General features: G+C 68.9%; 26 protein-coding genes and 1 riboswitch. Of the genes, 15 read left to right on the forward strand and 11 right to left on the reverse strand.

Annotated elements, in window-relative coordinates:
* Nucleotides 1-10: 10 nt before the first annotated feature.
* Nucleotides 11-131, reverse strand: a riboswitch (S-adenosyl-L-homocysteine riboswitch).
* Between the two features lie 57 nt (nt 132-188).
* The 3 genes from CAL11_RS23205 to metK form a co-directional block, all read right to left on the reverse strand.
* Entirely contained in the window at nt 189-1,229 is a 1,041-nt protein-coding gene (locus CAL11_RS23205) for a glycosyltransferase family 4 protein (RefSeq protein ID WP_033470698.1), read from the reverse strand.
* Nucleotides 1,230-1,308: 79 nt separating this feature from the next.
* Nucleotides 1,309-1,557, reverse strand: a complete 249-nt coding sequence (locus tag CAL11_RS23210) for a DUF1289 domain-containing protein (RefSeq protein WP_033470701.1) — start codon at nt 1,555-1,557, stop codon at nt 1,309-1,311.
* 111 nt (nt 1,558-1,668) lie between these two features.
* Nucleotides 1,669-2,832: a methionine adenosyltransferase gene (gene metK / locus CAL11_RS23215; RefSeq protein ID WP_033467280.1), complete on the reverse strand. Its 1,164-nt coding sequence runs from the start codon at nt 2,830-2,832 to the stop codon at nt 1,669-1,671.
* A 282-nt stretch (nt 2,833-3,114) separates the two neighbouring features.
* On the opposite strand from metK, the gene CAL11_RS23220 reads away from it, so the two are divergent.
* From CAL11_RS23220 to xerC, 5 genes are read left to right on the forward strand one after another with little or no spacing between them, the layout of a single operon-like run.
* Complete coding sequence (locus CAL11_RS23220; protein ID WP_033467277.1) at nt 3,115-3,981, forward strand: lysophospholipid acyltransferase family protein; 867 nt, start codon at nt 3,115-3,117, stop codon at nt 3,979-3,981.
* The gene (locus CAL11_RS23225) at nt 3,978-4,868 is read left to right on the forward strand and encodes a lysophospholipid acyltransferase family protein (RefSeq protein ID WP_033467274.1); all 891 of its coding nucleotides are present in this window, start codon (nt 3,978-3,980) and stop codon (nt 4,866-4,868) included. The genes CAL11_RS23220 and CAL11_RS23225 overlap by 4 nt, the downstream gene beginning before the upstream one ends.
* Before the next feature lie 41 nt (nt 4,869-4,909).
* Nucleotides 4,910-5,821, forward strand: a complete 912-nt coding sequence (gene dapF / locus CAL11_RS23230) for a diaminopimelate epimerase (protein ID WP_033470704.1) — start codon at nt 4,910-4,912, stop codon at nt 5,819-5,821.
* Nucleotides 5,822-5,847: 26 nt separating this feature from the next.
* On the forward strand, nt 5,848-6,540 hold the full coding sequence (locus tag CAL11_RS23235; protein ID WP_015064713.1) for a DUF484 family protein: 693 nt from the start codon (nt 5,848-5,850) through the stop codon (nt 6,538-6,540).
* 14 nt (nt 6,541-6,554) lie between these two features.
* On the forward strand, nt 6,555-7,535 hold the full coding sequence (gene xerC, locus CAL11_RS23240; protein ID WP_015064714.1) for a tyrosine recombinase XerC: 981 nt from the start codon (nt 6,555-6,557) through the stop codon (nt 7,533-7,535).
* 11 nt (nt 7,536-7,546) lie between these two features.
* On the opposite strand, the gene CAL11_RS23245 is transcribed toward xerC, so the two are convergent.
* The 6 genes from CAL11_RS23245 to aztA form a co-directional block, all read right to left on the reverse strand.
* The gene (locus tag CAL11_RS23245) at nt 7,547-9,631 is read right to left on the reverse strand and encodes a TonB-dependent receptor domain-containing protein (RefSeq protein ID WP_050485083.1); all 2,085 of its coding nucleotides are present in this window, start codon (nt 9,629-9,631) and stop codon (nt 7,547-7,549) included.
* A 108-nt stretch (nt 9,632-9,739) separates the two neighbouring features.
* Entirely contained in the window at nt 9,740-10,708 is a 969-nt protein-coding gene (locus CAL11_RS23250) for a nickel/cobalt transporter (protein WP_033467266.1), read from the reverse strand.
* Entirely contained in the window at nt 10,699-11,280 is a 582-nt protein-coding gene (locus CAL11_RS23255) for a DUF1007 family protein (protein WP_235202704.1), read from the reverse strand. The genes CAL11_RS23250 and CAL11_RS23255 overlap by 10 nt, the downstream gene beginning before the upstream one ends.
* Before the next feature lie 47 nt (nt 11,281-11,327).
* The gene (locus CAL11_RS23260; RefSeq protein ID WP_086094396.1) at nt 11,328-12,299 is read right to left on the reverse strand and encodes a metal ABC transporter substrate-binding protein; all 972 of its coding nucleotides are present in this window, start codon (nt 12,297-12,299) and stop codon (nt 11,328-11,330) included.
* Nucleotides 12,296-13,192, reverse strand: a complete 897-nt coding sequence (locus CAL11_RS23265) for a metal ABC transporter permease (RefSeq protein WP_033470710.1) — start codon at nt 13,190-13,192, stop codon at nt 12,296-12,298. Before CAL11_RS23265 ends, CAL11_RS23260 begins: the two co-directional genes overlap by 4 nt.
* The gene (gene aztA / locus CAL11_RS23270; protein WP_033470713.1) at nt 13,189-13,911 is read right to left on the reverse strand and encodes a zinc ABC transporter ATP-binding protein AztA; all 723 of its coding nucleotides are present in this window, start codon (nt 13,909-13,911) and stop codon (nt 13,189-13,191) included. The genes CAL11_RS23265 and aztA overlap by 4 nt, the downstream gene beginning before the upstream one ends.
* Nucleotides 13,912-14,238: 327 nt before the next feature.
* Here aztA and CAL11_RS23275 point away from each other — a divergent pair, with 327 nt between their 5' ends.
* The 5 genes from CAL11_RS23275 to hslU all read left to right on the forward strand — a co-directional run bounded on the left by CAL11_RS23275 (nt 14,239) and on the right by hslU (nt 18,785).
* Entirely contained in the window at nt 14,239-14,742 is a 504-nt protein-coding gene (locus tag CAL11_RS23275; protein ID WP_015064720.1) for a Fur family transcriptional regulator, read from the forward strand.
* A 275-nt stretch (nt 14,743-15,017) separates the two neighbouring features.
* The gene (locus CAL11_RS23280) at nt 15,018-16,133 is read left to right on the forward strand and encodes a CobW family GTP-binding protein (protein ID WP_015064721.1); all 1,116 of its coding nucleotides are present in this window, start codon (nt 15,018-15,020) and stop codon (nt 16,131-16,133) included.
* Nucleotides 16,134-16,275: 142 nt separating this feature from the next.
* Nucleotides 16,276-16,740, forward strand: coding sequence for an RNA polymerase-binding protein DksA (dksA, locus tag CAL11_RS23285; RefSeq protein WP_003807164.1), 465 nt, complete (start codon nt 16,276-16,278; stop codon nt 16,738-16,740).
* 149 nt (nt 16,741-16,889) lie between these two features.
* A complete protein-coding gene (gene hslV, locus CAL11_RS23290) occupies nt 16,890-17,429 on the forward strand; it encodes an ATP-dependent protease subunit HslV (RefSeq protein ID WP_033465975.1) in 540 nt (179 codons plus the stop codon).
* A 21-nt stretch (nt 17,430-17,450) separates the two neighbouring features.
* Complete coding sequence (hslU, locus tag CAL11_RS23295; protein WP_015064722.1) at nt 17,451-18,785, forward strand: ATP-dependent protease ATPase subunit HslU; 1,335 nt, start codon at nt 17,451-17,453, stop codon at nt 18,783-18,785.
* Nucleotides 18,786-18,827: 42 nt separating this feature from the next.
* On the opposite strand, the gene CAL11_RS23300 is transcribed toward hslU, so the two are convergent.
* Nucleotides 18,828-19,133, reverse strand: a complete 306-nt coding sequence (locus CAL11_RS23300; protein WP_033465973.1) for a copper-binding protein — start codon at nt 19,131-19,133, stop codon at nt 18,828-18,830.
* Nucleotides 19,134-19,496: 363 nt separating this feature from the next.
* Between CAL11_RS23300 and CAL11_RS23305 the strand changes: the two genes are divergently transcribed.
* The 5 genes from CAL11_RS23305 (at nt 19,497) to rfbC (ending at nt 23,681) form a co-directional block, all read left to right on the forward strand.
* Complete coding sequence (locus CAL11_RS23305) at nt 19,497-20,429, forward strand: dihydrodipicolinate synthase family protein (protein WP_086094678.1); 933 nt, start codon at nt 19,497-19,499, stop codon at nt 20,427-20,429.
* A gap of 95 nt (nt 20,430-20,524) precedes the next feature.
* Nucleotides 20,525-21,085, forward strand: coding sequence for a cob(I)yrinic acid a,c-diamide adenosyltransferase (locus CAL11_RS23310; RefSeq protein WP_033465971.1), 561 nt, complete (start codon nt 20,525-20,527; stop codon nt 21,083-21,085).
* A 35-nt stretch (nt 21,086-21,120) separates the two neighbouring features.
* Nucleotides 21,121-22,182: a dTDP-glucose 4,6-dehydratase gene (gene rfbB / locus CAL11_RS23315; protein ID WP_086094397.1), complete on the forward strand. Its 1,062-nt coding sequence runs from the start codon at nt 21,121-21,123 to the stop codon at nt 22,180-22,182.
* On the forward strand, nt 22,179-23,075 hold the full coding sequence (gene rfbD, locus CAL11_RS23320; protein WP_086094398.1) for a dTDP-4-dehydrorhamnose reductase: 897 nt from the start codon (nt 22,179-22,181) through the stop codon (nt 23,073-23,075). The genes rfbB and rfbD overlap by 4 nt, the downstream gene beginning before the upstream one ends.
* A gap of 57 nt (nt 23,076-23,132) precedes the next feature.
* Nucleotides 23,133-23,681, forward strand: coding sequence for a dTDP-4-dehydrorhamnose 3,5-epimerase (rfbC, locus tag CAL11_RS23325; protein ID WP_033470722.1), 549 nt, complete (start codon nt 23,133-23,135; stop codon nt 23,679-23,681).
* 14 nt (nt 23,682-23,695) lie between these two features.
* On the opposite strand, the gene lipA is transcribed toward rfbC, so the two are convergent.
* Nucleotides 23,696-24,697: a lipoyl synthase gene (gene lipA / locus CAL11_RS23330; RefSeq protein ID WP_033470725.1), complete on the reverse strand. Its 1,002-nt coding sequence runs from the start codon at nt 24,695-24,697 to the stop codon at nt 23,696-23,698.
* Nucleotide 24,698 lies beyond the last annotated feature (1 nt).

Genomic DNA, 24,698 nt, shown 5'->3' on the forward strand with positions numbered 1-24,698 from the left:
CTTCATGCGACAAAGGTGAGCGCCGTTGCTGCGGCGCCGCGCGATGCGCGGCGCGTAAACAAGGATTTCCTGAGCCTGGCGACCGGCATGCCGTGGACACGGCCCGGATCGTCGCAGCGCTCCTCAGGGATAGGCGGCATTGTACCGGCTCGCCGCGGCCTCGCAAACGGTGACGCATGCATGCCGCGTCATATGCGCTGGGCGGCCGGCGGCAGGGCCAGCGGCGCCTCGACCAGCGGCGTGAACGCCGCCAGCAGGTCGCGCGCCACCGCGTCCCAGGTGCGCGTCAGCGCGTGCGCCCGCACCTCGTCGCGATCCAGCGCCAGCGCGGCGCGGCAGGCCTGCGCCAGGTCGTCGTCGAGAAAGCCGGTGGCGCCCTGCTGCACCACGGCCAGCGGCGCTTCGCTGCGAAAGGCCGCCACCGGCGTGCCGCAGGCCATGGCCTCCAGCATCACCAGGCCGAAGGTGTCGGTCAGGCTGGGAAAGACGAATACATCGGCGGCGTTGTAGTAGGCCGCCAGGCGGTCATCGGCCTGCGGGCCGGCGAAATGCGCGGCCGGGAACTTCCTGCGCAGGCGGGCTTCGTCGGGGCCGCCGCCCACGATCACCTTGCTGCCCGGCAGCGCCAGCGACAGGAAGGCATCCAGATTCTTCTCGCGCGCCACGCGGCCCACGCAGAGAAACAGCGGGCGCGGCAGTTCGGGCAGGAAATCGCGCGGCCCGGGCGCGAAACGGCGCGCGTCGACGCCGCGCGACCAGACCTGCAGATTGCCCAGGCCGCGCCGCGCCACGATGTCGCGCACGGTGGGCGTGGGCACCAGGACCCGCTGCGATGGCCGGTGGAACCAGCGCAGGTAGCGCCACGGCAGGCCCGCCGGAATGCCCATGCGCGCCTGCAGGTAATCGGGAAACATGGTGTGGAACGAGGTGGTGAAGCGCCAGCCGCGGCGCAGCGCCATGCGGCGCGCGGCCAGGCCCAGCGGCCCTTCGGTGGCGATGTGCAGCGCATCGGGCACGATATCGCCCAGCACGCGGCGCAACTGGCGCCCGGGCTGCAGGCACAGGCGCAAGTCCGGCTCGGACGGCGCCGGCACGGTACGGCTGCCCTGCGGGCTGACCACGATCAGCTCGTGCCCCCAATCCTGCAGCAGGCCTTGCATGGTGGTCCAGGTGCGGACCACGCCGTTGACTTGCGGATGCCAGGCATCCGTGACGAGTACGATGCGCATGGTGCGGGACGGCAGGTGGACAATGCCGCGATTTAGCCCGCGCGATGTGACATGGCCAAGACAGGCCGCCGTGCGCCGCTCAGTTGTTGCGGCGCGGATACCCCTGGGCCCGGATGCGCGCCCAGACCTCGCGCTTTTCCTCGTCGCTCATGAACACCCAGTTGGCGACTTCCATCGCGGTGCGGCCGCAGCCGCGGCAAATATCGTCGAACAGGGTGGAGCACACCGCCACGCAGGGCGAGTCGGTGGCGGTGAAAACCCGCGCCGGCGGGTCGGACGTCTCGTCGGACTCGACCCGTGGCGCGACGGGAAAAGAAGCATCGGTCATGGGCGACAGCTTAGCATCGGGACCCCGTCCCGGTTCCGATATCCCTGCCACCGGCGCGGCCAAGCAGAACGCCCCGCCAGGCGGGGCGTTCTGCGACACCGGGTGAACGGCTCAGGCGCCTTGCTTGAGCGCGGCCGCCTTGTCGGTGGCCTCCCAGGAGAACTCCGGCTCGGAGCGGCCGAAGTGCCCATAGGCAGCGGTCTTGGTGTAGATGGGGCGCAGCAGGTCCAGCATGTTGACGATGCCCTTGGGGCGCAGGTCGAAGTTCTCGCGCACCAGCTTGGCGATCTGCTCGTCGGGAATCACGCCGGTGCCTTCCGTGTACACCGTGATGTTGATCGGCTCGGCCACGCCGATGGCGTAGCTCACCTGCACCTGGCACTGGCGCGCCAGGCCCGCGGCCACCACGTTCTTGGCCACGTAGCGGGCGGCGTAGGCGGCCGAGCGGTCGACCTTGGACGGGTCCTTGCCCGAGAACGCGCCGCCGCCATGCGGGCACGCGCCGCCATAGGTGTCGACGATGATCTTGCGGCCGGTCAGGCCGCAATCGCCCTGCGGGCCGCCGATGACGAAGCGGCCGGTCGGGTTGACCAGGAACTTGGTCTTCGGCGTGATCAGGCCCTCGGGAAAGCTGGGCTTGATGATGTCCTCGATCACCGCCTCGCGGATCGAGGCCTGCGAAATCTCGGGCGAGTGCTGGGTGGACAGGACCACGGTGTCGACCTCGGCCGGGCGGCCGTCGACGTAGCGGAACGTCACCTGCGACTTGGCGTCGGGACGCAGCCACGGCAGGCGGCCGTCCTTGCGCAGTTCGCTCTGGCGCTGCACCAGGCGGTGCGCGTACCAGATCGGGGCCGGCATCAGGTCGGGGGTCTCGTCGCACGCGTAGCCGAACATCAGGCCCTGGTCGCCGGCGCCCTGGTTCAGATAGTCTTCCGAGCTGCGGTCCACGCCCTGGGCGATGTCGGGCGACTGCTTGTCGTAGGCGACCAGCACCGCGCAGCCCTTGTAGTCGATGCCGTAATCGGTATTGTCATAGCCGATGTGCCGGATCGTGTCGCGCGCGACCTGGATGTAGTCGACGTTGGCGGTGGTGGTGATCTCGCCGGCCAGCACCACCAGACCGGTGTTGCACAGCGTTTCGGCGGCTACGCGGGCGTTGGGATCCTGCGTAAAGATCGCGTCGAGGATCGCGTCCGAAATCTGGTCGGCGACCTTGTCGGGGTGCCCTTCGGAGACGGATTCGGAGGTAAACAGAAAATCGTTGTTGGCCACAGATACTTCCTCACGTACCGGCATGAAGCCGGCGCACAGGTTACGAGGCGCGCTGCACCCCGGGATCGCTGTGTACGGAAGATCTGGGCGCGACGCTTTAGCGGATTTTGCGCGGACTTGGCGCACCAGCGCCACCCCCACTGTCGCCCCGCAAGTTGTCGGTTAACTCGGCGACCCGAGTATTTTAGGCGAAAATGCGCACTTTATGCTTGGAGAGTCCTTCTATACAAATAGCGGACATTCCCGGCCAACACCCAACGTACCGCCCTTTCATTCGCATCGATGCTCGTCACCCTGTTACGTATGGTCGCGGCCCTGCCGCTGCCGTTCCTGCATGCGGCCGGCCGGCTGCTGGGACGGCTGGCGTACGCCTTTCCCGGCAAATACCGCGACCGCCTGCGCGCCAACGCCGCCCAGGCCGGTTATCCCCAGCCCGCCTTCGCCCGCCGCGCCGCCGGCGAAATCGGGGCCATGATCCTGGAAATGCCCAGAGTGTGGTTTCGCAACGAACAAAGCCTGGGAAAAGTGGTGTCGGATGACTACGCCATCGTCGAGGCGGCGCGCGCCGAGGGGCGCGGCATCCTGTTCCTGACGCCGCACCTGGGCTGCTTCGAAATCACCGCGCGCTACCTGGCGCGCCAGATGCCCATGACGGTGATGTTCCGCCCCCCGCGCAAGGCCCTGCTGGCCCCGGTGCTGGAGACGGCGCGCAACACCTCGGCGGTCAATGCCGTGCCGGCCACCATGCAGGGCGTGCGCGAGTTCGTGCGCACCCTGCGGCGCGGCGAATCGGTAGGCATGCTGCCCGACCAGGCGCCCGGCGTGGGCGACGGCGTCTGGGCGCCGTTCTTCGGCCGCATGGCCTACACCATGACGCTGCCGGGCAAGCTGGCGAGCCAGACCGGCGTGGCCGTCATCCTGACCGCCGGCGAACGCCTGCCGGGCGGGCGCGGCTGGCGCATCCACTATGCCCGCGTGCCCGGACCGCTGCCCGACAGCCCGCAGGAGCAGGCCGCCCTGATCAACGGCGCCATGGAGTCGCTGATCCGGCGCTTCCCCGAGCAATACCTGTGGGGATACAACCGCTACAAAGTCCCGCGTGGCGCCCCGCCGGCGCCCGACAGCGCGCGGCAGGAACCCGAACAATGAGCCAATTCAAGACCCGCGCGCTGACCGCCATGCTGCGCGGCTTCGCGCGCATGCGCCCGGCCACGCGCCAACGGGCCGGCGCCCTGGTGGGCTGGCTGAGCTACCGGCTGGCGCGCTCGCGCGTGCGCATCGTGCGGCGCAACCTGGAACTGTGCTTTCCCGACCAGCCCGAGGCGGTGCGCGAACGCTGGGCGCGCGAGCATTTCCGCGCCCTGGGCCAGTCCATCGTCGATCGCGGCGTGCTGTGGTACGGCTCGCCCGAGGCCGTGCGCGAGATGGTCACCCAGACCGGCGCCGAACGCATCAACGCCCTGATCGCGGCGGGCCGCCCCGTCATCCTGCTCGCGCCCCACTTCGTGGCGCTGGACGCGGCGGCCACCCGCCTGACCATGGAAGTGCCCAGCGGCGCCACCATGTACACGCCGCAAAGCGATCCCGCGGTCGACGCCATCGTCCGCGCCGGCCGGGCGCGCTTCAACGAAGTATTCCTGGTCAGCCGCAAGGACGGCGTGCGCGACCTGGTGCGCCACCTGCGCGAACCGCGCCCGGTGTACTACCTGCCCGACATGGATTTCGGACGCGCCGGTTCGGTCTTCGTACCCTTTTTCGGCGTGCCGGCCGCGACCTTGCTGGCCACCGCCCAGCTGGCGCGCAAATGGAACGCCGCGGTGCTGCCCATCCTCGATTTCTGGGATCCCCGCACCGGGCGCTACCACGTGGAAGTCCTGCCCGAACTGCCCGACTTCCCGGGCGACGGTTCCCTGGAAGACGCCACGGCGCGCCTGAACCGCGAGCTGGAGTCCTGGGTGCTGCGCTGCCCCAGCCAGTATTACTGGGTGCATCGCCGCTTCAAGACGCGCCCGCTGGGCGAGCCCAAGCTGTACTGAAACGGCGGCCATCCCGGGGGCCCAGGGTTTTCCGCGTCGGAATGGGTGATAATCCATGCATGATGTGGAACTTCACCAAAATGCACGGCGCGGGCAACGACTTCGTCGTGCTCGACGGCGTCCGTCAAGACATTGAAATGACGCCCGAGCGCGCGCGCGCGCTGGCCGACCGTCATTTCGGCATCGGCGCCGACCAGATCCTCCTGGTCGAACCGGCCACGCGGGCCGACGCTGATTTCCGCTACCGCATTTTCAATGCCGACGGCAGCGAAGTCGAACACTGCGGCAACGGCGCGCGCTGCTTCGTGCGTTTCGTGCACGAGCAGGGCCTGTCGACGCGCAACCCGCTGCGCGCCGAGATCGTGACCGGCGTCATCGTGCTGGACGAGGGCGAAGACGAGCAGGTTACGGTCGAGATGGGCAGCACCCGCTTCGACCCGCCGTCCCTGCCGTTCGACTCCACCGGCCTGAGCGCCCAGACGCAGGGCCAGGATACGGTCTGGAACCTGGAGATCGACGCGCCGGCCGGCCTGCCGCGCAGCGTGGCGATCTCGACCGTGGCCATTTCCAACCCGCACGCCGTGCAAGTGGTCGACAATGTCGACGCCGCCCCGGTCGGTGTGATCGGCCCGCTGGTCGAATCGCACCCGCGCTTCGCGCGCCGCGTCAACGTCGGTTTCATGCAGGTCGTCGACCGCCACCAGATCCGCCTGCGCGTCTACGAACGCGGCGCCGGCGAAACGCTGGCCTGCGGCACCGGCGCCTGCGCCGCCGTCGCCGCCGGCGTGCGGCGCGGCCTGCTCGATTCGCCGGTGCGCGTACACACGCGCGGCGGCGTGCTTACCGTGGACTGGAACGGCGAGCGCCTGCGCATGACCGGTCCGGCCATTTCCGTTTTCAGCGGCCGGGTCGATATCGACCGCCTGGTATTCACCAGCGGCCTGCACCGTTAGCCAGCGAGTACGAGATCAGCGTCCCCATGACTGCGCACACCCCCACCGAGCCCCTGAACGCCCACGCTGTTGCCGAATTCCTGCAACACAACCCCGACTTCTTCATCGAACACGCCGACGTGTTCGCCACGCTGCAGATTCCCAACCCGCACGGCTCGCGCGCCATTTCGCTGGGCGAGCGCCAGATCCAGACGCTGCGCGAACGCACCCGCGAACTCGAATGGCGCCTGAACGAGCTGATCCGCAACGCCAACAGCAACGAGACCATCGGCGACCATCTGTCGCAGTGGTGCTGCCGCATGCTGGCCGAGGCCGATGCGCAGCACGTCCCGGGCGAAATCGCCCTGGGCCTGGCCGAGCAGTTCGACCTCAACCACGTGGCGCTGCGCCTGTGGCGCCTGGATGGCCTGCCGGAAAGCGGCTATGGCGAGCCCGTCTCCGACGATGTGCGCACCTTCGCCGACAGCCTGAAGACGCCGTATTGCGGCACCGATACCGAATTCGAAGCGGTGAGCTGGCTGGACGCCAAGCCCAAATCGCTGGCGCTGGTGGCGCTGCGTCCGGACGCCGACGCGCCGACCATCGGCCTGCTCGTATTGGGTTCGGACGACGCCGCGCGCTTCGCCCCCGACATGGGCACCGCGTTCCTGGAGGCCATCGGCAAGCTGGCTTCGGCCGCGCTGCGGCGCCTGGGCACGCCACCGCTGGCCGCCGCCTGACCCTGCCGGACCGCATGAGCGCCGCCCCCGCCGCCAGCCCCCTGCCCCAGCCCATGGCGGACTGGCTGCGGCACCTGCAGGCGCACCGCCGCTACTCGGCGCACACGCTCGACGGCTATACGCGCGACCTGCGGCAACTGGCGCAACAGGCAGCCGCGGCCGGACTGCCGCTGGAGCGCATCGCCAACGGCCATATCCGCCACTTCGTCGCCCGCCTGCACGCGCAAGGCCTGGGGCCGCGCAGCCTGGCGCGCGCGCTGGCGGCATGGCGCGGCTTCTATCAATGGTGGGCCCCGGCCGCCGGCCTGCCCGGCAATCCGGCCACCGGCGTGCGCGCCCCCAAGGCGCCGCGCGGCCTGCCCAAGGCGCTCTCGGTCGAACAGACCCAGGCGCTCCTGGATCACGCCCCCGCGCGCCTGGCCACCGAGCCGGCCGCGCTGCGCGACCACGCCATGTTCGAACTGCTGTATTCCAGCGGCCTGCGGCTGGCCGAACTGGTCGGCCTGGACCTGCGCTACGAGCGCACGCCCGAGTACGAATCCCGCAGCTGGCTCAACCGCGACGATGCCGAGGTGATCGTCGTCGGCAAGGGCGGCAAGCGGCGCTCGGTGCCGGTCGGGCAAAGCGCGCTGGCCGCGCTGGACAAATGGCTGCAGGCGCGCCCGCGACTGGCCGCCGCCGGCGCCGGTCCGCAGGATGCGGCAGCGCTGTTCGTCGGCGCACGCGGCCGCCGCATCGCGCCGCGCGTGGTGCAGTTGCAGCTGGCGCGCCTGGCCCAGGCGGCCGGGCTGCCGGCGCATGTGCACCCGCACGTGCTGCGCCACAGCTTCGCCAGCCATGTGCTGCAATCGGCCCAGGACTTGCGCGCGGTCCAGGAAATGCTGGGCCACGCCAACATATCGACCACCCAGGTCTACACGCGGCTGGATTTCCAGCACCTGGCGCGCGCCTACGACCAGGCGCACCCGCGCGCCGGCCGCAAGACCTCGCGCTGAACCCTGCGCCCTCAGTACGTCAGCCGCACGCCCAGCAATACGCTGCGCCCCGGCAGCGGCGCCACCGTCGAAATGAACGACGCATGGTTGAACGCCAGCTTGTTCAGCAGGTTGTTGCCGCGCAGGTAGACCTCGTAGGCGGTGCGGTCCAGCTTGCCGCGATAGCGGATGGTGGCGTTGACCATGTCGTAGCCCGGCGTGGACGACTCGTAGGCCGCGATATCGTCCTGGCGATAGACGTGGAAGTACTCCACGCCCCCCGCCCAGTTCTGCCATTGCGCATCGGCGCGCACGCCCAGGCGCGCGGCCGGGATACGCGGCAGGTTGCCGCCGCCGCCCGTCAGCCGTCCGCGGACATAATCGCCAAACACGGCCGCCGAGAACACCTTGCCGAAACGGTGCCGGATTTCGCCCTCGACGCCGGTGAATTCGGCATCGCGCTGCGTGTACTCGATCAGGCGGAAGTCTTCGTAGCGGTCCAGCGTGTTGGCGTAGATATAGTTCTTCACCCGGTTGTGAAAGGCGCTGACGCTGAAGGTGGTATCGCCGCTGTGCTTGCGCAGCGTCAGGTCGACATTGCGCGAGGTTTCCCGGTCCAGCCCCGGGTCGCCGATTTCGTAGGTATTGGTGGCCAGGTGCACGCCGTCGGCATACAGCTCCTGGGCCGAGGGCAGCCGCTGCGAACGCGACACCGACAGGGCCAGCGAGTACTGCGGCGCGAAGTCCCAGATGGCGGCCGCCGACAGCGACGTGCCGGAGGTGCGGGACGCCGGCGCGCCGCCTTGCGGCGAAACGCGCTGCCAGTCCTGCCGCGCGCCCAGTTCGAAACGCCAGTCGGCCCAGCGGTACTCCTCCAGGAGGAACAGGCCGTGGGCGCGCGTCTTGCTGCGCGGCAGGAACGCCTCTTCGCCCGTGGCGCGGAAGTCGCTGTACGACGTCTGCACGCCCACCACGCCATGCCAGCCGTACAGCGGCCGGTGCGTCAGTTCCAGGCGCGCGTCGTAGCCGCGATTCTGGAAACGCGTGCCCACCTGCCCGCCTTCGATCTCGTCATGGCGATAGTCGGTCAGCCCGCCGCGAAAGCGGATTTTCTCGAAGCCGGCGAAGGGGTCGGTGTATTCGGCGCGCAGGTCGGTACGGTTGCTGCGCAACTTCACATAGGGCACGTCGCCCGCGCCATGCTCGTGCTCATGGTCGTGCTCCGCCTCGCCCGCATCCGCGTCGTGGTCGTGCCCGTGGCCGTGCTCGTCATGGCCGCCGCAATGCAGGTGCGAACCGTGCGGATGGCAGCCCTCGTACTCGTGGTTGTGGCCGGGCAGGCCATACTTGCTTTCGAGATGGGTGAATGCCACGCCGACGTAGCCGCGCGGCGTGATCCATGACATGCCGACCGTACCCTGGCCCGATTCGCTATACGAACCGGCCAGCTTGCCGTCGGGCCAGTCGGGCACGCGATAGTCGCTGCTGCGGCGCTTCAGGCCCTCGACGCGGACCGCGAAATTGCCGCTGCCGGCGGTAATGCCAATAGCGCCGGCGCGCTCCTTCGTGCCGGTCGCGCCACGCAGCTCGGCCTCGGCCTCGATGCCCTGCTCCGGCACCGCGGTGGGGATCTTGCGGTCCAGCACATTCACCACCCCGCCGATCGCGCCGCCGCCATAGAGCAACGTGGCCGGTCCGCGCAGCACCTCGATCTTTTCGGCCAGCAGCGGCTCTGTGGTGATGGCATGGTCCGGTGAAATGGCCGAGGCATCCATCAGCTCGGACCCATCGGACAGCACCTTGACGCGCGGCGCGGTCTGGCCGCGGATGACCGGCCGGCTCGCCCCGCCGCCAAACGTATCGGCGTGCACGCCCGGCAGTCCATCGAGCGTATCGCCCAGGGTTCCCTGGCGGCGCAGCAGCAGTTGATCGCCCGCCAGCACCGCCGCCGGCGCCGTCATGCTGTCGAGGTCGCCGGCCAGCGGGCTGGCCGAAACCGTGATTGGCGCCAGCGTGGCCGCCTCGGGAGTGCCGCCCTGCGTCGCCTGCGCGTGCGCGCCTTGCCAAGCCAACGCCAGCGCCAGGGCGGCGCTCAACGGATGCCGTTCGAATCGCATTTTCCCTCCAATATGAAACGATATAACATTCTATTGATGAAACGATATAACATCACAAATCAATCCGGCATCAAGGCAGCGTGATATCCCTCCCGATGCCGGCAAGCCTTAGCGCAAGACCGCCAATTGCCCTCCCAGCAACGACAGCCCGAGCAGCAGCACCGCCACGGCCGCCAAGGCTTCGATCGCCTGGCGCAGCATCGCGGCGCGACGGGTCGACAGGCGCGCGCCCAGCCGGGTCGCGGCATCGCGTGCGCCCGCCGCCAGCGCCACCAGCGCGGCCACGGTCAAGCCCGTGCCCAGCCCCATGGCCAGGGTGGCCACCACGCCGGCCAGGAAGAACCCCTGCGCCAGCGCGAACACCAGCACGATCAGCGCACCGCTGCACGGTCGCAACCCCACCGCCAGAATGGCGGCCCACGCCTTGCGGACGTTCAGCGGGCCGGCTGCCTGCCGCGCCGCGGGCGCGTGCGCGTGCCCGCAAGCGCATCCCTGCGCGTGACGATGCGCGTGGTGTCCATGTTCATGCCCCCCGCCGCGCGCCCACCACGGCCGCAACGCCTTCTGCCAGACCAGCCACGCGCCCAGCAGGCTCACCACCGCGTACGCGGCGGTTTCCAGCCATTGCGTCGCGCGGTTCATCGACGCGGCCGTGGCGCCCAGGACCGCCGCCAGCACCGTGACCAGCGCCACGGCCACCAGCGCCTGCGCCAACGCCGACAACAGGGCAAGCCAGGCGCCGTTGCGCGCCGTCTGGCGATTGGCCACCACATAGGAAGCGATCACCGCCTTGCCATGGCCGGGGCCCAGTGCATGGAAGACGCCATACGCGAACGACAAACCGATCAACATCCAGGCCGCGCCGCCCTCGGCCTGCCAGGCCCGCACCGCGCCAGTCAATTGCCGGTAGAAGTGCGCCTGCCACGCCGCCACCTGGCCGAACCAGCCGGCCAGCCAGCCTGGCGCCCCGGTCGCCTCGGGCACCCCGAACGGATGCGCTCCCTGCGCGGCCGCCGGCAGCGCAGCCAGGCAACCCAATACCAGCGCGGCCAATGCGCCTGCTCGAACTACGGACATGTCACCTCGATACGATGCGTCAAACCCTTGGTAATGGCGAACAGCTCTTCCGGCAGCGCCTCGGGGTCGGCAGGAATGGCCGCCAGTTGCTGCATGGTGGCCCAATCCAGCGGACGCGGCGGCCGATAAGCCTGGCTGCATCCGGCGGGCGCGCCGCGCAACGTGGTCGCGCCCGCCTCGTCGAAGGCATAGGCCACGAAATAGGTGGGGTCGTAGATATCGACCGCCGTCGCGCCGCCGGCCGGCGCCGGCGCCGCCAACGGCAGCGTGAAGGCCAGCGCCAGCCGGCCATCCTCGAAGCTGACGGCGGCATCGCGCGGCGGGCCGAACGGCAAGGTGCGTCCGCCCTGCGTGACCCGCGTGAAGTAGTGCGACACCGGCTCGCCCAACGCTTTCATCCAGTCCTCGGCCATGGTCCGCAGCACCTCGGGGGCCAGCCCGCCGCCGGCCTGCCTGGACAGGCCCTGGGTGGCGTAGGCGCCAAACATATCGTCGAAGCGCCATACCTGGCGCACCGCCGCGATGCGGCCGGCATCGTCGAACTCCACCACGGCCCGGGCATCGATCCACATATGCGGATGCGCGCCGGCGCCGGCCGTCCACAGCGCGCCCAGCGCCGTCAGGGCCGCAAGGCGGCGGCGAGTTGTTGCGCGTTCCATTCGAACATTCCCAGATAGGTGCCGGCCGGCTCGCCGGGCCGGGCCAGCGCGTCGGAATACAGCGTGCCCCCCAGCCGGGCCTGCGTTTCGCGCGTCAACTGTTGCGCCAGCCGCGGGTTGGCGATGTTTTCGACGAACACCGCCGGCACGCTTTCGCGGCGCACCTGCTCGATGATGCGCGCCATGTCGGCGGCCGACGGCTCGGCGTCGGTGGATACGCCGGCCAGCGCAATGAAGCGCACGCCATAGGCCTGGCCGAAGTAGCCGAAGGCGTCATGCGAACTGACGACCTTGCGGCGCGCCGGCTCGATGGCTTCGAAAAGCTGCCGCACGCGCTGGTCCAGCGCCTCGATGCGCGCCACGTAGGCATCGGCGCGCTGCCGGTAGGCCTGTGCATGCGCGGGATCGGCCTCGGCGAAGGCGCGCGCGATGTTGCGCGCATAGATCGCGCCATTGGCCAGGTCCTGCCATGCATGCGGGTCAAGGTCGCCATGATGATGGTCATGCTCGCCGTGGTGTCCATGGTCGTGATCGTGGTGGCGGTCGTCGTGGTCGCCGTGCGCCTCGTGTTCCTCGTGTTCCTCGTGGGCGTCATCCAGCCTGCGCGGCTCGACGCCCTTGGAGGCCACGACGGTGCGGCCCGCGAAGCCGGCGGCCTTCTGCAGGCGCGGCAGCCAGGCTTCGAAATCCAGGCCGTTGACCACCAGCACCTGCGCGGCAGCCAGCTTGCGGGCGTCGGCCGGGGTCGGCTCGTATTCGTGCGCGTCGCCGTCCGGACCGACCAGGCTCCGCACGGCCACGTCCGGACCGCCCACCTGGGTGGCGATATCGGCCAGGATGGAAAAACTGGCGACGACCTGCAGGGGCTGGGCCGCGGCGACGAGCGGGGCCAGCAGGACAGCCGCGGCCAGCGCCAGGATGCGCGATTTCATGGAGGATCTCCTTCGGGTTGCCATGGCCGCGCGAGGCGCGCACGCCGGGCTGCGACCAGCAGCCCGCCATGCGGCCCGCATGCGACCGAAAACAGGTAGAACGCGCCGGCGGCCAGGATGATGGCGGGCGAGGCCGGCACATTTGCATGAAACGAAACCAGCAGGCCGACGGCGCTGGCCGCGCAGGCCGAACCGGCGGCCAGGGCGATCTGCCCGGGCGCCGAGCCGGCCCAGAATCGGGCGGCGGCGGCCGGCAGCATCATCAGGCCCACCACCATCAGCGTGCCCAATACCTGGAACCCGGCCACCAGGTTCAGCACCACCAGGCCCATGAACAGCATGTGCACCCAGGCCCCGCGCCCGCCGGCCGCGCGCAGGAACCCCGGATCCAGGCACTCGGCCACCAGCAGCCGGTACGCCAGCGCCAGGACGCACAGGGTGGCGCTGGCCACGGCCGTCACCAGCAGCAGGGCGGCATCGTCCAGGCCCAGCACCGTGCCGAACAGCACATGCAGCAAGTCCATGTTGGAGCCGCGCAGCGAAACCAGCAGTACGCCCAGCCCCAGCGAAATCAAATAGAAGGACGCGAAGCTGGCGTCCTCGCGCAGCGGCGTCAGGCGCGCCACCAGGCCAGCCAGCAGGGCCACGGCCAGCCCGGTGACGAGACCGCCGGCCATCATCGCACCCAGCGACAGGCCCGACAGCAGGTAGCCGGCCGCCACGCCGGGCAGGATGGCATGCGCCATCGCATCGCCCATCAGGCTCATGCGGCGCAGCACCAGGAACACGCCCAGCGGCGCCGCGCCCGCCGACAGCGCCACCGCGCCGGCCAGGGCGCGGCGCATGAAGCCGTAATCGGCGAAGGGGCCGGCCAGCCATTCGGCCAGTGTCATGCCGCCTCCCTCATGGCCAGCCCGCGAGCGCGCGCCAGGTTGGCAGCGTCCAGCGCCTGGCCCGTCTCGCACCAGGCCACCTGCCGCCCCGCCAGCAGCAGGGTGCGCGGGAAATGCCGCCGCACCAGGTCGAGATCGTGCAGCACGGCGATGACGGTACGGCCCTCGGCGTGCTGCTCGCGCAGCAGGTCCAGCAGGACGTCCGTGGTCGCCGCGTCGATCGCGCTGAAAGGCTCGTCCAGCAGCAACAGGGGCGCATCCTGCAGCAGCAGGCGCGCGAACAGCGCCCGCTGCATCTGGCCGCCCGACAGGGTTGCGAGCGCCTGTCCTGCCAGGTCCTGCAGGCCGACGCGGCGCAGCGCGGCGTGCACGCGCGCCGTCTCGTCGGCATCGAAACGCCGCCACGCGCCGACACGGCGCCAGGCGCCCAGGGCCACCATGTCGGCAACCGTGATGGGAAAGCCACGCTCCACTTCGGCGGCCTGTGGCAGCCAGGCCAGCCGGCGCCGCAGGTCCGCCTCGCACTCCAGCTTGCCGGCCAGCGGCCGCAGGACTCCCGCCAGCCCCTTGAGCAAGGTCGACTTGCCCGCGCCGTTGGGACCGACGATGGCGGTCATGGAGCCTCGGGAAAACTCGCCGGTCAGGCCATGCACGGCCGCGCGGCCGCGCCAGCCGAAGGCCGCCCCCCGCAGGGCGATGCCGGGCGCGGTCATGGCCATGCCCCCAGGGCCCAGAGCGTCAGGGCCCAGAGCGCGGCGGCGGCCAGCGCCGCGGCCGCCAGCCGCGCGCCGGCCCCGGCGCGCAGCACCGAGTGCGGCGGGCGCGGTCCGCGACGCGAGGGGGTGAAAAAGCGGGAAAAACGGGACAGGGGCACGGGAAAGGCGCGGTAAGTTCAGGCCGGGCAGCGCAAGAATCATTATGTTATATCATAACAATAAAGGCGGCGCACCATGGCATGGACATTCGCACGGCGCGCCGTTGGCGGATTTCTGATACCTTCAACGCATTACGGCCCGGATTGGCCACTTACCCGCCTTTTGACCGTTATGTCCGCCTCTCGCCCTTCCCGCGCCGATACCGTCGGCGCCCAGCTCGATCTGGCCGAATCCCTCTGTACGCAGCGCGGCCGGCGGCTGACACCCATCCGCCGCAAGGTACTGGAGCTGCTGCTGGTCCACGGCCGCAGCCTCAAGGCGTACGAGTTGCTCGAGGCGATGCGCGCCGAACATCCCGGCGCGGCGCCGCCCACGGTCTATCGCGCGCTCGACTTCCTGATGGACGAAGGCCTGATCCATCGTCTGGACGCGGTCAACGCATGGAGCGCCTGCCATGACGCGGCCGGCGAACCGCACGACCTGCTGGTGGTGTGCACCGGATGCGGCGCGGTGGCCGAAATCAGCGACCCCGACATGAGCCGGCAATTGGCCGAGCGCGTGGCCCGCACCGGCTTCGCGCTGGCCACGCACGAAACCGAAATCCGCGCCCTGTGCCCGCAGTGCCAGCAGAACCGCCCGGCGCAGGCGCACGGCCACACGCATTCGCATCACTGAAGCGGGGCGCCGACAGGTAACAATTCCTGGCGCCGCTCCGTCCCCTCTTGAAGATGGAATTTCCGCCCCCATCTTCATTCATTGCATCGATAAACGATGTCCGCGCAGCGGCGCGCCAGGCCTGATTTTCGGCCCTCGCGCCAGGGTTGCTCCGGGGTTTGCCCCTGGCCCCCGTCTGTGCTGTAATCCTGCGTCCGGCCGCGAATGGCGGCCCCTCGCAGCCCCAACATCCGAGCCGCGGCCTGCGCGACTCGACCTTTGCTTTCGCTTCGCCCATGAACACCGCGCGCAGTCTGGACAAAATGGTTCCCGTCACGATCCTCACCGGCTTTCTCGGTGCGGGCAAGACCACCCTGCTCAAGCGCATCCTGACCGAATACCACGGCCGGCGCGTGGCGGTGATCGAGAACGAATTCGGGCCCGAGAGCATCGACAACGACCTGCTGGTGCAGGATCGCGACGAAGAAATCATCGAGCTGTCCAACGGCTGTGTCTGCTGCACCGTGCGCGGCGACCTGATGCGCACGCTGTCGGACCTGCGCGCCAGGCGCGAAGCGGGCGACCTGTCGTTCGAGCGCGTCATCATCGAGACCACCGGCATGGCCAACCCCGGCCCGGTGTGCCAGACCTTCTTCATGGACGACGACATCGCCGAGTACTACCGCCTGGACGCGGTGGTGACGGTGGTCGACGCCAAGCATGGCATGGCGACCCTGGACGCCCAGGAAGAAGCCCAGAAGCAAGTGGGCTTCGCCGACCGCATCCTGGTTTCCAAGAAAGACCTGGTCAACGACGTCGACTACGCAGCGCTGCACCAGCGCCTGGTGCGCATCAACCCGCGCGCGCCGATCACGCCGGTGCATTTCGGCGAAGCCGACCTCAAGTCCATCATCGACATCAGCGGCTTCAACCTGAACTCGATCCTGGACATCGACCCGGCCTTCCTGGCCGACGAGCACCCCGACGCCGCCCACCACCATCATGACCACGACCATGGCCACGACCACGGCCATGAGCACGATCATGATCACGAAGGCGAGTGCGGGGCCCATTGCAACCATCACCACCATCATCACCACGCCCACCACGATGACGAAATCGGCGCGTTCGTGTTCCGCTCGAACAAGCCCTTCGATCCAGCCCGGCTGGAAGAATTCCTGGGCGGCGTGGTGCAGGTCTATGGTCCCGACCTGCTGCGCTACAAGGGCATCCTGTACATGAAGGGCATCAACCGCCGCATGTTGTTCCAGGGTGTGCACATGATGATGGGCGCCGAACCCGGCAAAGCATGGACCGCGGCCGAAAAGCCATCCACCAAGATGGTGTTCATCGGCCGCAAGCTGCCCCAGGAGATTTTCACCCGGGGTCTTGAGCAGTGCCTGGTCGGATAACGCACCTCTGATCGAAGCGTATGCGAAACCCAGAGTAAAAACCGTACTGCGAGGACAAGCTAGCGCAAGTACAACGGTTATACGGCCAGCCAGGCGCGAATATTCGGGCCGCGCCCGGATCGATTCATAGTGGAGTGTTTACATGGCTACGAAGGCAGCAACGAAAAAATCAAGCAAGTCGACGAGCGATACGGCGATTGATCTGCCCAGCGAACAGGAATTGCTGGCCATGCCCGAGGCCGACTACATGAACGATCGCCAATTGGCGTTCTTCAAGGAACGGCTCAAACAACTCGAACAGGACATCCTGGCCAACGCGGGCGAAACCACCGAGCACCTGCGCGAAACGCAGTTCGTCCCGGATCCGGCCGACCGCGCCACCATCGAGGAAGAGCATGCGCTGGAACTGCGCACGCGCGACCGCGAGCGCAAGCTGCTGAAGAAGGTGCAGCAGGCGATCGCGCGCATCGACAGCGGCGAATACGGCTGGTGCGAGGAAACCGGCGAGCCCATCGGCGTTCCGCGCCTGCTGGCCCGCCCCACGGCAACCCTGTCGCTGGAAGCGCAGGAACGCCGTGAAATGCGCCAGAAGCTGTACGGCGACTGAGGTTCCGAACCTGTCCCGTATTCTTCGGTCACCGGCCGAACGCATTACCAGGGCTATGCTCCAAGGCATAGCCCTTTTGTTTTTTCGGACCCGGCCAGCTTGAAATCGGCCTCGCCACCCCCATCTGAACCGTTCAAAGGAAGGAACGAATGGAACAATTTCACGCCACCACCATCGTGTGCGTACGACGCGGCAACCATGTCGCGCTGGGCGGCGATGGCCAGGTCACGCTGGGCAATATCGTCATCAAGGGTACGGCCCGCAAGATCCGCCGCCTGTACCACGACAAGGTGCTGGCCGGTTTCGCCGGCGCCACCGCCGATGCATTCACGCTGCAGGAACGCTTCGAAGCCAAGCTGGAAAAGCACCAGGGCCACCTGATGCGCGCCGCCGTCGAACTGACGCGCGACTGGCGCACCGACCGCGTGCTGCGCCGCCTGGAAGCCATGCTGATCGTGGCCGATACCGAGCACACGCTGGTGCTCACCGGCAACGGCGACGTGCTGGAACCCGAGCATGGACTGGCAGCCATCGGCTCGGGCGGGGCATACGCCCAATCGGCCGCGCTGGCGCTGCTGCGCAACACCGAGCTGCCGCCCGAAACCATCGTCAAGCAGTCGCTGGAGATCGCCGGCGACCTGTGCATCTACACGAACCAGAATCACGTGATCGAAACGCTAGGCGCGTAGCTGTCACGAAGGACCGACCCCATGTCCGCAAATCACATGACCCCCGGCGAGATCGTCTCCGAACTCGACAAATTCATCATCGGCCAGAATCGCGCCAAGCGCGCGGTCGCGGTGGCGCTGCGCAATCGCTGGCGGCGCCAGCAGGTCGCCGAGCCGCTGCGCCATGAAATCCACCCCAAGAACATCCTGATGATCGGGCCGACCGGCGTGGGCAAGACCGAAATCGCCCGCCGCCTGGCCAAGCTGGCCAATGCCCCGTTCATCAAGATCGAAGCGACCAAGTTCACCGAGGTGGGCTACGTGGGCCGCGACGTCGACACCATCATCCGCGACCTGACCGAGTACTCGATCAAGCAGACGCGCGAGCTGGAAATGCGGCGCGTGCGCAGCCATGCCGAGGACGCGGCCGAGGACCGCATCCTCGACGCGCTGGTGCCGCCGCCGCGCGGCGCCTCCGGCGAGCCCGAGCGCGGCGAGGACAACAGCGCGCGCCAGACTTTCCGCAAACGCCTGCGCGAGGGCAAGATCGACGACCTGGAGATCGAGATCGAAATCGCCCAGCCCATGCCGCAGATGGACGTCATGACGCCGCCCGGCATGGAAGAAATGGCCGAGCAGTTGCGCGGCATGTTCGCCGGCCTGGCGCGCGACAAGAAGAAGGCCAAGAAGATCAAGGTCAAGGAAGCCTTCAAGCTGATCGTCGAGGAAGAAGCCGCCAAGCGCGTCAACGAAGACGATCTGCGCGCGGCCGCGATCACCAACGTCGAACAGAACGGCATCGTGTTCCTGGACGAGATCGACAAGATCGCCGCACGCCAGGAAGCGGGCGGCGCCGACGTGTCGCGCCAGGGCGTGCAGCGCGACCTGCTGCCGCTGGTCGAAGGCACCACGGTCAACACGCGCTACGGCATGGTGCGCACCGACCATATCCTGTTCATCGCCTCGGGCGCCTTCCACCTGGCCCGCCCTTCGGACCTGATTCCTGAACTGCAGGGGCGCTTTCCCATCCGGGTCGAACTGGATTCGCTGAGCGCCGAGGACTTCGTCAGCATCCTGTCCGATACCGACGCCTCGCTGATCAAGCAATACACCGCCCTGCTCGGCACCGAGGACGTGAAGCTGGAGTTCACCGACGACGGCATCCGCCGGCTGGCCGAACTGGCCTTCTCGGTCAACGAGCGCACCGAGAACATCGGCGCCCGGCGCCTGTACACGGTGATGGAAAAACTGCTGGAAGAACTGTCGTTCGATGCCAGCGCCAGCTCGGGCAAAGTGATCACCATCGACGCAGCCTATGTCGACCTGCAACTGGCCGAGACGGCCAGCAGCCAGGACCTGGCCCGCTACGTGCTGTAGCGCGGCGGCCGCGGCGCCTGCCTGGGCGCCGCGGCCCCGCCCTTACTTGGATATGGCCGTGACGACGTAGCGGCCGTCCTTGCGCGTGGCCGTAAAGCGCACTTTGTCGCCCGGCTTGATCCCGGCCAACAGCGTGGGATCTATTTGATAGACCAGCGTCATGGCCGGCAGATCCAGCGCGCTGATCGCGTCGTGCTTGATCGACACTTTGCCGGCGGCGGCATCGACGCGCCGCACCTCGCCGGTCGCGTCGGCCTGCTGCGCAAATGCCAGCGGGGTGGCCAGCGATACCACGGCCATGGCCGTGGCTACGGCCATCCGGGACGAGTATTTGCGGGAAAAAGCCATGTATTCCTCCAAAGTCGCGCGGGGGCCGCGATTGCCGGCCCCTGCACGCGCATCATCGCCAGGATACCGCGCCGGCACGGACGCGCCAGAGGCAAAACGCAACAATCCTGACATTTCTGCGCGGCCGCGGCCGATACGGGGCGGCCCGCTTACGGATCGACGCATGCTGTGCCAGTCGGTTCCCGGCGCGTAAGCATACGCGCCGCCTGCCGCCGCCCGGCATGCCCCGGAGCGCAATATTTTTTGTGTCTGAACACAGCAAACCACCCTGTTTTCCGCGCAGGCAGCATGCCACAATCGTTGTGGTCCGGCCCGTACCTGCACGGTGGCGGCGCGCCGTCCATCCATCCGCACGAGTACGCCATGAGCCATGATTCCCGCCTGACCGGCGTGTTTTCGCCGGTGCTGACCCCCTTCGACGCGGCCCTGCGCCCCGATGCCAAGCGCTTTCTCAATCACTGCCGCTGGCTGCGCGCACGCGGCGTGGGCCTGGCCGTGTTCGGCACCAATTCCGAAGCCAATTCGCTCAGCCGCGACGAGAAGCACGCGTTGCTCGACGCCCTGCTGGAAGGCGGGATCGAACCGGCGGCGCTGATGCCGGGCACCGGCGCCTGCGCCCTGCCCGACGCCGTCGCCCTGACGCGCCAGGCCGTACAGGCCGGCTGCGCCGGCGTGCTGGTGCTGCCGCCGTTCTACTACAAGGGCGTCTCCGACGAAGGGCTGTACCGCTACTTCGCCGGCCTGATCGAAGGCGTGGCCGATGCGCGCCTGCGCGTGTACCTGTACCACATCCCGCCGGTGGCGCAGGTGCCGATCAGCCTGACGCTGATCGATCGGCTGCTGGACGACTTTCCCGGCATCGTGGCCGGCGTTAAGGACAGTTCGGGCGACTGGAGCAACACGGCCGCCATGCTCGAACGCCACGCCCCGCGCGGGTTCCAGGTCTTTTGCGGGAGCGAGACTTTCCTGCTGCAGACCTTGCGCGGCGGGGGCGCGGGCTGCATCACCGCCACCGGCAACGTCAACCCGGCGCCCATCGTCGAGCTGTTTCGCCGCTGGCGCGAACCCGACGCCGACCAGCGCCAGGCCCGCCTGGACGCGACGCGCGCCGCTTTCCAGCGGCTTCCCATGATTCCGGCCATGAAGGCCGCGATCGCCTGGAAGTCCAACGACCGCCAATGGGCCGCCGTACGTCCGCCCCTGGTGGAGCTGGATGCCGCGCAAACGGCCGGCCTGCGCCAGGAGCTGGACACGCTGGGATTCGATATCGAGGACGCCGCGACACTGGCGGGCTGAGTCCGGCGCCTCCGTGCCCCGTATCCGCCGCCCCCCGCGGCGGGCGCGATGCTAGGATAGCGGCCTGACATTTTCCACCTCCAGGATTTCCCGCCATGGCCAACCGCTTGTCCGTGATTGCCACCCGTACCGGAGACGACGGCAGCACCGGCCTGGGCGACGGCTCGCGCGTCGGCAAGGATACCGCCCGCATCGCGGCGCTGGGCGATGTCGACGAACTCAACAGCGTGCTCGGCCTGTTGCGGGCCGAGACCCTGCCCGCCGAGGTGGACGCCGACCTGTCGACCATGCAGCACGACTTGTTCGACATGGGCGCCGAGCTGTGCATCCCGGGCCACATCGCGCTGGCCGACGAGCAGGTCGCCCATCTGGACGCTCGGCTGGCGCACTACAACGCCGGCCTGGCGCCGCTGCGCGAATTCATCCTGCCCGGCGGCTCGCGCGCCGCCGCGCTGTGCCACCTGGGCCGCACCGTGGCCCGCCGCGCCGAGCGCAGCGTGGTGGCGCTGGCGCGCGCCGAAGTGGTCAACGCGCCCGTCCGCCAGTACCTCAACCGCCTGTCCGACCTGCTGTTCGTCCTGGCGCGCCACGTCAACCAGGCGCAGGGCGCGCGCGACGTGTACTGGGCCAGCCGCCACGCCCGTCCGGCCGACTAGCCCCACGGCCGGCATGCCGGCCGTAAAATCGCTGCATGAGCATTCTCGTCACCGGCGGCGCCGGCTTCATCGGCTCGAACTTCGTGCTGGACTGGTTGGCCAGCGGCGACGAGCCGGTTGTCAACCTGGACCTGCTGACCTACGCCGGCAATGCGGCCAACCTGGCCGCGCTGCGCGACCATCCGCGCCATCTGCTGGTGCATGGCGACATCGCCGACGCGGCCCTGGTGCGCCGCCTGCTGCGCGAACACCGGCCGCGCGCCATCGTCAATTTCGCCGCCGAATCGCATGTCGACCGCGCCATCCGGGCCCCCGATGCGTTCGTGCGGACCAATGTAGTGGGCACCTTCACCCTGCTGGAGGCCGCGCGCGCCTATTGCGCCGAACAGGACGGCCCCGCGGCGGCGGCCTTCCGCTTCCTGCATGTCTCCACCGACGAGGTGTACGGGTCGCTGGCGCCCCAGGCCGCCCCCTTCGCCGAGAACCATCCCTACCAGCCGAACAACCCGTACTCGGCCAGCAAGGCGGCCAGCGACCACATGGTGCGCTCGTACCGCCACACCTACGGGCTGCCCGCCATCACCACGCACTGCTGCAACAACTACGGCCCGCGCCAGTTCCCCGAGAAGCTGATCCCGCTGGTGATCCACAATGCGCTGGCCGGCCGCGCGCTGCCCCTGTATGGCGACGGCATGCACGTACGCGACTGGCTGTACGTGGCCGACCATTGCGCCGCCCTCCAATGCGTGCTGCGCGACGGTCAGCCCGGGCAGACCTACAACATCGGCGCGCACTGCGAACGCACCAACCTGGAAGTCGTGCACGCGGTCTGCGCGCTGCTGGACCAATGGCGCGCCCGCCCGGACGGCCTACCGCATGCCGGCGGCATCGCCTTCGTTCCCGATCGGCCCGGGCATGACCGGCGCTACGCGATCGACGCCGGCAAGATACAGCGCGAGCTCGGCTGGCGGGCCGCGACCCCGTTCGAGGCGGGCCTGCGCGAGACGGTACGCTGGTACCTGGACCATCCGCAATGGGTGGCGGACATCGCCAGCGGCGCGTACCGCCACTGGCTCGATACGCATTACGGCACATGAATATCCTGCTGCTGGGCCGCACCGGACAGATCGGCGACGCGTTGCTGGCGCATCCGCCGGCATGGGCGCGGCTGGCCGCGCTGGACCGCCGCCAGGCCGACCTGCGCGACCTGGGCCGGCTGGCCGCCGTGCTCGATGCCTACGCGCCGCGGATACTGATCAATGCCGCCGCCTATACCGAAGTCGACCGCGCCGAGGCCGAGCCGGAGCTGGCGCTGCGCATCAATGCCCAGGCGGTGGCGGTCATGGCGGACTACGCGCGCCGCAACAACGCCCTGCTGGTCCACTATTCCACCGACTACGTATTCGACGGCACGCGCGCCCGCGCCTACCGGGAAACCGACGCCGCGCATCCGCTGAACGCCTACGGCCGCTCCAAGCTGGCCGGCGAGCAGGCCATCGCGGCCAGCGGCTGCCCGCACCTGGTACTGCGCACCAGCTGGGTCTACGCCAGCCATGGCGCCAATTTCGTCAAGACCATCCTGCGCCTGGCGCGCACCCGCGCCGAGCTGTCCGTCGTCGCCGACCAGCACGGCGCCCCCACCTGGGCCGGCCGCATCGCCGCCGTCACCTGGCAGGCGATCGATGCGCACCGGCGCCGCCGCCTGCCCGACGGCCTGTGGCACCTGAGCGCGGGCGGCCATGTCAGCTGGCACGGGCTGGCCTGCCACATCGTGGCGCGGGCCCGGCGCGCCGGGCTGGCGCTGAGCCTGGACCCGGCGCACATCCGGCCCGTCACGGCGGCGCAATATCCGCTACCGGCGCCACGGCCGGCCAATTCGCGGCTGGACTGCGGCGCGCTGCGCGACGCCCTGGAGCCCGAACTGCCCGAATGGCAGCTCGACCTGGATACGGTCGTGGATGCGCTGGCCGCGCGTGCGCATGCCCTGTAGCGCCGCACCCGGCGCCGGGATTACAGTAAACCCGCCGGGCAAGATTTCGGAGGCGTCATGAAACTCACCCCCTTGGCCATCGCGGACGTCGTGCTGATCGAACCGCAAGTGTTCGGCGACGAACGCGGCTGTTTCTTCGAGAGCTTCAACCAGGACCGCCTGGACGCGCAACTGGGACGGCGCATCCGCTTCGTGCAGGACAACCACTCATGCTCGCGCGCGGGCGTGCTGCGCGGCCTGCACTACCAGATCCTGCAGCCACAGGCCAAGCTGGTGCGCGTGGTGGCGGGCGAGGCCTATGACGTGGCGGTGGACCTGCGCCGCGGCTCGCCCACCTTCGGGCGCTGGACCGGCGCCTACCTGTCGGCGCGCAACCGGCATCAGCTGTGGATCCCGGAAGGGTTTGCGCACGGCTTCCTGGCCTTGTCCGACGATACCGAGTGCCTGTACAAGACCACCGACTACTACGCGCCCGAGCACGAGCGCTGCGTGCGCTGGGACGACCCGCAGCTCAAGGTGGACTGGCCGCTGCAGGGCCGGGCGCCCATCCTGTCGGTGAAAGACCGCCAGGGCGTGGCGCTGGCGCGGGCCGATACCTATGCGTAGCGGCCCGCGCGCCTTCAGTTGACGCCGGCGGCGTGCGCCTGCTCGTCGGCGTGGTACGACGAGCGCACCATGGCGCCCACGGCCGCATGCGTGAAGCCCATGGCGTAGGCCTCGCGCTCGAACATGGCGAAGGTGTCCGGATGCACGTAGCGCAGCACCGGCAGATGGTGCTCCGACGGCTGGAGGTACTGGCCGATCGTCAGCATGTCGACGTTGTGCTCGCGCATGTCCCGCATCACCTGCAGGATTTCCTCGTCCGTCTCGCCCAGGCCCAGCATCAGGCCCGACTTGGTGGGCACTTCGGGGTGCAGCTTCTTGAACTCGGCCAGCAGCTTGAGCGAATGCGCGTAGTCCGAGCCCGGGCGGGCCTGCTTGTACAGGCGCGGCACGGTTTCCAGGTTGTGGTTCATGACGTCCGGCGGGCCGCTGTTGAGGATGTGCAGCGCACGATCCAGCCGGCCGCGGAAGTCGGGCACCAGCACTTCGATGCGGGTGCTGGGCGAATACTCGCGCACCTTGGCGATGCAGTCGACGAAGTGGGCGGCGCCGCCGTCGCGCAGGTCGTCGCGGTCGACCGAAGTGATGACCACGTAGGACAGCTTGAGCGCGGCGATGGTGCGCGCCAGGTTCTCGGGCTCTTGCGTGTCCAGCGGATCGGGACGGCCGTGGCCCACATCACAGAACGGGCAACGGCGCGTGCACTTGTCGCCCATGATCATGAACGTGGCCGTGCCCTTGCCGAAGCATTCGCCGATGTTCGGGCAGGATGCCTCTTCGCACACCGTATGCAGGTTGTGCTCGCGCAGGATGCGCTTGATGTCGTAGAAGCGCGACCCCGGCGCAGCGGCGCGCACGCGGATCCATTCCGGCTTCTTCAGCTTCTCGGCCGCGACCACCTTGATCGGAATGCGCGCGGTCTTGGCCTGCGATTTCTGCTTCTGGGTGGGATCGTAGGCGGCCGGCGCGGCGGCCTGCGAGTCGTTCGAGGGGACGGGGGACTCGACGAGCGTGGACATT

It is taken from the genome of Bordetella genomosp. 6, from assembly GCF_002119705.1.
GTDB lineage: Bacteria > Pseudomonadota > Gammaproteobacteria > Burkholderiales > Burkholderiaceae_B > Bordetella > Bordetella bronchiseptica_F.